This window comes from Nocardia sp. NPDC003345, from assembly GCF_053589395.1.
This window is the reverse complement of sequence record NZ_JBSFRU010000411.1, coordinates 1-4,998: the sequence shown is the minus strand read 5'-3', so window position 1 is coordinate 4,998 and position 4,998 is coordinate 1. Positions and strand designations below refer to the sequence as shown.

5 protein-coding genes are annotated in these 4,998 nt (G+C 70.7%); 1 reads left to right on the top strand and 4 read right to left on the bottom strand.

Annotated elements, in window-relative coordinates; all coding sequences use genetic code 11:
* Nucleotides 1-142: 142 nt before the first annotated feature.
* From ACWDU1_RS29470 to ACWDU1_RS29455, 4 genes are all read right to left on the bottom strand, one after another.
* On the bottom strand, nt 143-1,240 hold the full coding sequence (locus tag ACWDU1_RS29470) for an adenosine deaminase (RefSeq protein WP_450003457.1): 1,098 nt from the start codon (nt 1,238-1,240) through the stop codon (nt 143-145).
* 121 nt (nt 1,241-1,361) lie between these two features.
* The gene (locus ACWDU1_RS29465) at nt 1,362-2,696 is read right to left on the bottom strand and encodes a thymidine phosphorylase (protein WP_450003456.1); all 1,335 of its coding nucleotides are present in this window, start codon (nt 2,694-2,696) and stop codon (nt 1,362-1,364) included.
* Nucleotides 2,697-2,766: 70 nt separating this feature from the next.
* Nucleotides 2,767-3,768, bottom strand: a complete 1,002-nt coding sequence (locus ACWDU1_RS29460; RefSeq protein ID WP_450003454.1) for an LLM class flavin-dependent oxidoreductase — start codon at nt 3,766-3,768, stop codon at nt 2,767-2,769.
* A gap of 102 nt (nt 3,769-3,870) precedes the next feature.
* Nucleotides 3,871-4,287: a cytidine deaminase gene (locus ACWDU1_RS29455; RefSeq protein ID WP_450003452.1), complete on the bottom strand. Its 417-nt coding sequence runs from the start codon at nt 4,285-4,287 to the stop codon at nt 3,871-3,873.
* A gap of 165 nt (nt 4,288-4,452) precedes the next feature.
* Between ACWDU1_RS29455 and ACWDU1_RS29450 the strand changes: the two genes are divergently transcribed.
* Nucleotides 4,453-4,713, top strand: a complete 261-nt coding sequence (locus tag ACWDU1_RS29450; protein ID WP_450003451.1) for a hypothetical protein — start codon at nt 4,453-4,455, stop codon at nt 4,711-4,713.
* The last annotated feature ends 285 nt before the right edge of the window (nt 4,714-4,998 follow it).

Here is a 4,998-nt window from a genome sequence, read left to right as displayed (position 1 = left end):
CTGGCGCGCGATATCCGGGCTCAGGTGATCGTGCTGGCCGGCGATGCCACCGCCAGCCGCAGGCGCGAGTCTCGAGGGCTGAAAGGCAGGGCCCAGAGGGGCCAAAACCCGCGACGCCGCAGGCGGCGCCAATGAACACAGCTCAGCCGAGCAGGACCGCGTAACCCGGTTTGATGATGTCGTCGATGATCCGCAACCGCTCCGGGAACGGGATGAACGCCGATTTCATGGCGTTGATGGTGAAACGTTCCAGATCGGTCCAGCCGTACCCGAACACCTGGTGCAGTTTGAGCATCTCCCGGCTCATCGAGGTATCGCTCATCAGCCGGTTGTCGGTATTGACGGTGACCCGGAAGCGCAGCCGGGCGAGCAGGTCGAACGGGTGTTTGTCCAGCGAGGGCACCGCCCCGGTCTGCACATTCGACGAGGGGCACAGTTCCAGCGGGACCCGGGTATCGCGGACGAATCCGGCCAGCCGGCCGAGCCGGGCCTCCTCGATCGCGCCCGGGACCTCGATATCGTCGACGATCCGCACCCCGTGCCCCAGCCGTTCGCAGCCGCAGAAGGCCAGCGCCTCGTGGATCGACGGCAACCCGAAGGCCTCACCGGCGTGGATGGTGAAATGCGCGTTGTTGACCCGCATGTACTCGAAGGCGTCGAGGTGGCGCGACGGGGGATAGCCGGCCTCGGCGCCGGCGATATCGAAACCGCACACTCCGCGATCCCGGAACCGCACCGCCAGTTCCGCGATCTCGCGCGACCGGGCGGCGTGCCGCATGGCGGTGAGCAGGCAGCGCACCACGATGGGCCGCCCGGCCGCCGCGGCGTCGGCCTCGCCGGCCGCGAAACCGGCCAGCACGTGTTCGACCACCTCGTCGAGGGTCAGATCCTGTTCCAGATGCTGTTCGGGCGCGAAGCGCACTTCGGCGTATACGACGCCGTCGTCGGCGAGGTCCTCGACGCATTCGCGGGCCACCCGGCGCAGGCCCTCCGGGGTCTGCATCACGGCGACGGTGTGGGTGAAGGTCTCCAGGTAGCGTTCCAGCGATCCGCTGTCGGCGGCGTCGCGGAACCAGCGGGCCAGCGCTTCGGCGTCCTGGGCGGGTAACCCGTCGTACCCGCATTCGCGGGCCAGTTCGAGCACCGTGGCGGGCCGCAGACCGCCGTCGAGATGATCGTGCAGCAGAGCCTTGGGGGCGCGGCGCAACGAGGCGAGATCCAGCGGCATCGGTCCGGTCATGTTCCGACGGTATCGCCGATCATCCGGCCTGTCGGCCGGACGCCCCGAATCGTCGTGCCTCTTCGGTCGCCGCTCATCTCGAGTTCACTCCCGCTCGGCCCGGTGGTCGCGGTCCGGACAGCTACCGCGGTGCGTGATCGGCAGGGGATGTCCGGATGTGGTCCGCGGCGACCCGTTCGAGGATCAGCGGTCCCCGGCCGCTGTGCTCGTCGGCGGCGTCCGCGACCGTGATCGCCTCCGTCAGCGCCTGCCGGGCCCGGTCGAAGGCCTCGGGTGTATCGGTGTGCAGGGAGAGCAGCGGTTGCCCGGCGGTGACCCGGTCGCCCTGGACGGCGTGCAGGCGGACACCGGCCCCGGCCTGCACCGGGGCGCCCTGGCGGGTGCGGCCGGCGCCCAGCCGCCAGGCGGCGATCCCCACCGCGAGGGCGTCCAGACGGGTCAGCACGCCGGTGGCCGGGGCGGGCAGGGTTTCGGTATGCGCGGCGGTGGGCAGCGCCGCGTCCGGATCGCCGCCCTGGGCCCGGACCATGGTGCGCCAGCGATCCATGGCCCGCCCGTCGGCGAGGGCGTCGGCGGGGTCGGCATCGAGCCCGGCCAGGGCGACCATCTCCCGGGCCAGCGCGAGTGTCAGTTCCACCACATCCGCCGGACCCCCGCCGGCCAGCACCTCCACCGCTTCCTCGACTTCGAGGGCGTTACCCGCGGTACGGCCCAGGGGCGTGTCCATCGCGGTCAGCAGGGCGACGGTGTCGACGCCCTCGGCGGTGCCCAGTTCCACCATGGCGGTGGCCAGCGCATGCGCTTGGTCACGGGTCCGCATGAACGCGCCCGAGCCGACCTTCACATCGAGTACCAGTGCGGCGGTGCCCGCGGCGATCTTCTTACTCATGATCGAACTCGCGATCAGCGGAATCGATTCGACGGTCCCGGTGGTATCGCGCAAGGCGTAGAGGCGCTTGTCGGCGGGCGCGAGATCGGCGCCGGCGGCGCAGATCACCGCGCCCCCGGCGGGATCGGCCAGGATCTCGTGCATCCGGTCGACGCCGATATCGGCCCGCCAGCCGGGTACCGACTCCAGTTTGTCCAGCGTGCCGCCGGTGTAGCCCAGACCCCGCCCCGACAGCTGCGGCACCGCGGCGCCGCAGGCGGCCACCAGCGGCGCCAGCGGGAGGGTGATCTTGTCGCCGACACCGCCGGTGGAGTGTTTGTCCACGGTGGGCCGGGACAGGCCGGTGAAATCCAGCCGGCGGCCGGACTCGATCATGGCGTGCGTCCAGCGTGCGGTCTCGCGGCGGTCCATCCCGCGCAGCACGATCGCCATGGCCAGCGCCGACATCTGCTCGTCGGCCATCTCACCGTGCGTGAAAGCGTGTATGGCCCAGTCGATCTGCTCGTCGGACAGCGGTGCGCCGTCCCGCTTGGCCCGGATGATCGATATCGCGTCGTGTGCCGTCACGCCCCCAGTCTCGCAGCGCGCCGGCGGCGGCGCCGAGGATCCGTTTCCGCCACGAGATCCGTGCCGGGCCTCATTCCTGCAGGGCGCGCAGGGTTTCGAGCCGGGTGGCGACGGTCGGGCCGGTGGGGGCGACGATGATCTCGTCGGCGCCGGTCTCCTTCACCAGGGTGTCCAGCCGGTCGCGTACCTGCTCGCGGGTGCCGACCGCCTGGTCGGCGTTGCGGTCGTCGACGAACGCGTTCTCCGCGTCCGACCACGGATACGCCACCGCTTCTTCGAGGGTCGGGATGCGCTGCGGCAGCTGCCCGGTGCGCATCCGCAGCTGGACCAGACTCTGCGGCAGGGTCCGGCGGCGTGCCTCCTCGGCGCTGTCGGCCACGACCGTGGACACCGCCAGCATCGAACGCGGTTCGCTCAGCACCTCCGAGGGCCGGAACTCGCGGCGATACAGCTCGAACACCAGCGGGGTGGTGCGCCCACCGGCGAAATGGTGTGCGAAGGCGAACGGCAACCCCATCATGGCGGCGAGCCGGGCGCTGAAATCGCTGGACCCCAGCAGCCACATCTCCGGCGGGTCGCCCTCGCCCGGGATCGCCCGGATACGGTCGCCCTGCCCGCCGCGCAGTGGGGGAATGGTGCCGAAATAGGCGAGTAGCTCCACCACCTGCTTCGGGAAATCCTCGACGGCCTCGGCGGCGGCCCCGCGCCGGATGGTGGCCGAGATCAGCGGGTCGGTGCCGGCCGCCCGGCCCAGACCGAGGTCGATCCGGTCGCCGTACAGCGCGACCAGGGTGCCGAATTGCTCGGCGACCACCAGGGCGGCGTGGTTGGGCAGCATCACCCCGCCGGACCCCACCCGGATCCGCTCGGTCGCCGCGGCGACGGCGGCGATCAGTACCGGCGGCGCCGAACTCGCGATCCCCGGCATGCCGTGGTGCTCGGCCACCCAGAACCGGCGGTAACCCAGCCGTTCGGCTTCGCGGGCGACGGTCAGGGTGTCGGCGAGGGCCTGGCTGTGCGATCCGTCGGCGGCTACGGCGGCCAGATCGAGGACGGAGAGGGGAACTGTCATACCGGGAGCAACGGGTGGGAGCGCATCGAGATTCCGGGCGCGGTGACCGGCCGCGGATATCGTGCGCCGGCCGGGCGGGGTCGCGACCGCCGGACCCGGTCGTCAGCCGCGTCCGGCGGCCAGGTCCCCGGGACCGAAGGCATCGGTCAGCAGGCGGCCCAGCGGGGTGGGACCGTCGCGGTGGTCGATCAGCAGATCGTCCCCGCCGAACTCGTAGAGCACCTGCCGGCAGCGGCCGCACGGCAGCAGGATCTCACCCCGGCCGTCGCAGACCGAGACGGCGAGCAGCCGTTCGCCGCCGGTGACCCGGTGGTTGCCGACGAGGACGCATTCGGCGCACAACCCGAGACCGTAGGAGACGTTCTCCACATTGCAGCCGGTCGATACGACCCGGCCGTCCCAGCCCGCCGCCCCCACCGGGAAACCGGAATAGGGCGCGTACGCCCGCCGCATCGCCTCCCGCGCGCCGGCGCGCAGCAGCTCCCAGTCGATATCGGTCGGTGTATCCGCGGCGTTCATGGGTGCTCCAGTCGGTGCCGGTGGGTCTCGGTCCGGTTCCAGCTTGGCCTACCGCGCCGTGTCGTGCGCGGCGGCCGGGGGCGGAAGTGAAACATGAGCTTCCACCTGGAGATATGTAGATTGTCCGGCCGCCCGGTCGGGCGCAGGTCACCAGGAAGGTGCCGAATGACGCTTTCGAAGTTCCTCATCGTGATGGTGTATTCGAAACTGCTCCTATCGAAGCTCGACGCGTACGGCGAGGTCGAGGTCCGGATGGAGTACCAGATCGTGCCCGACCACGAAGCCGATCCGGCCGTGGGCCGGTATCCGCAGAGCGCCCTGTCGAGTCAGGCTCTGCTCGGCCGGGTGACCGGAGATACGGTCGATACCGTCTTCAATTACGAAACCGTGCGGTTGCGGGTCGACTCGATCTCGGAAGGCGACTGAGCCGCCCGGCGGGGCAGACGCCCGCGCCCCGGCAGCGGCGGCCGGACCGAGCGGTTCCCGGGTCGTCCGGAGGTATCCGGACACCCCGGGACGGCCGCCGGCGGCGCCCCCGGGCGGAGGGCGCGCGACCGTGACCGGTAATTCGGGGCAATCTCCGGAAACTCTTTCCTCCGGAGTCGTTCTCTCGGCTACTGTTGAGTAACTTCCGGCTTCCGGGTGAGACAATTCGCACATTGCCGTCCCGCACAATGGTGACTTCGGCATTGAGAGGCCGTGTGTCCGCCG

Coding starts and splice junctions, on each gene's coding strand:
- ACWDU1_RS29455 (WP_450003452.1), bottom strand. CDS start 4,287: ATGAACGCCGCGGATACACCGACCGATATCGACTGGGAGCTGCTGCGC.
- ACWDU1_RS29470 (WP_450003457.1), bottom strand. CDS start 1,240: ATGACCGGACCGATGCCGCTGGATCTCGCCTCGTTGCGCCGCGCCCCC.
- ACWDU1_RS29460 (WP_450003454.1), bottom strand. CDS start 3,768: ATGACAGTTCCCCTCTCCGTCCTCGATCTGGCCGCCGTAGCCGCCGAC.
- ACWDU1_RS29450 (WP_450003451.1), top strand. CDS start 4,453: ATGACGCTTTCGAAGTTCCTCATCGTGATGGTGTATTCGAAACTGCTC.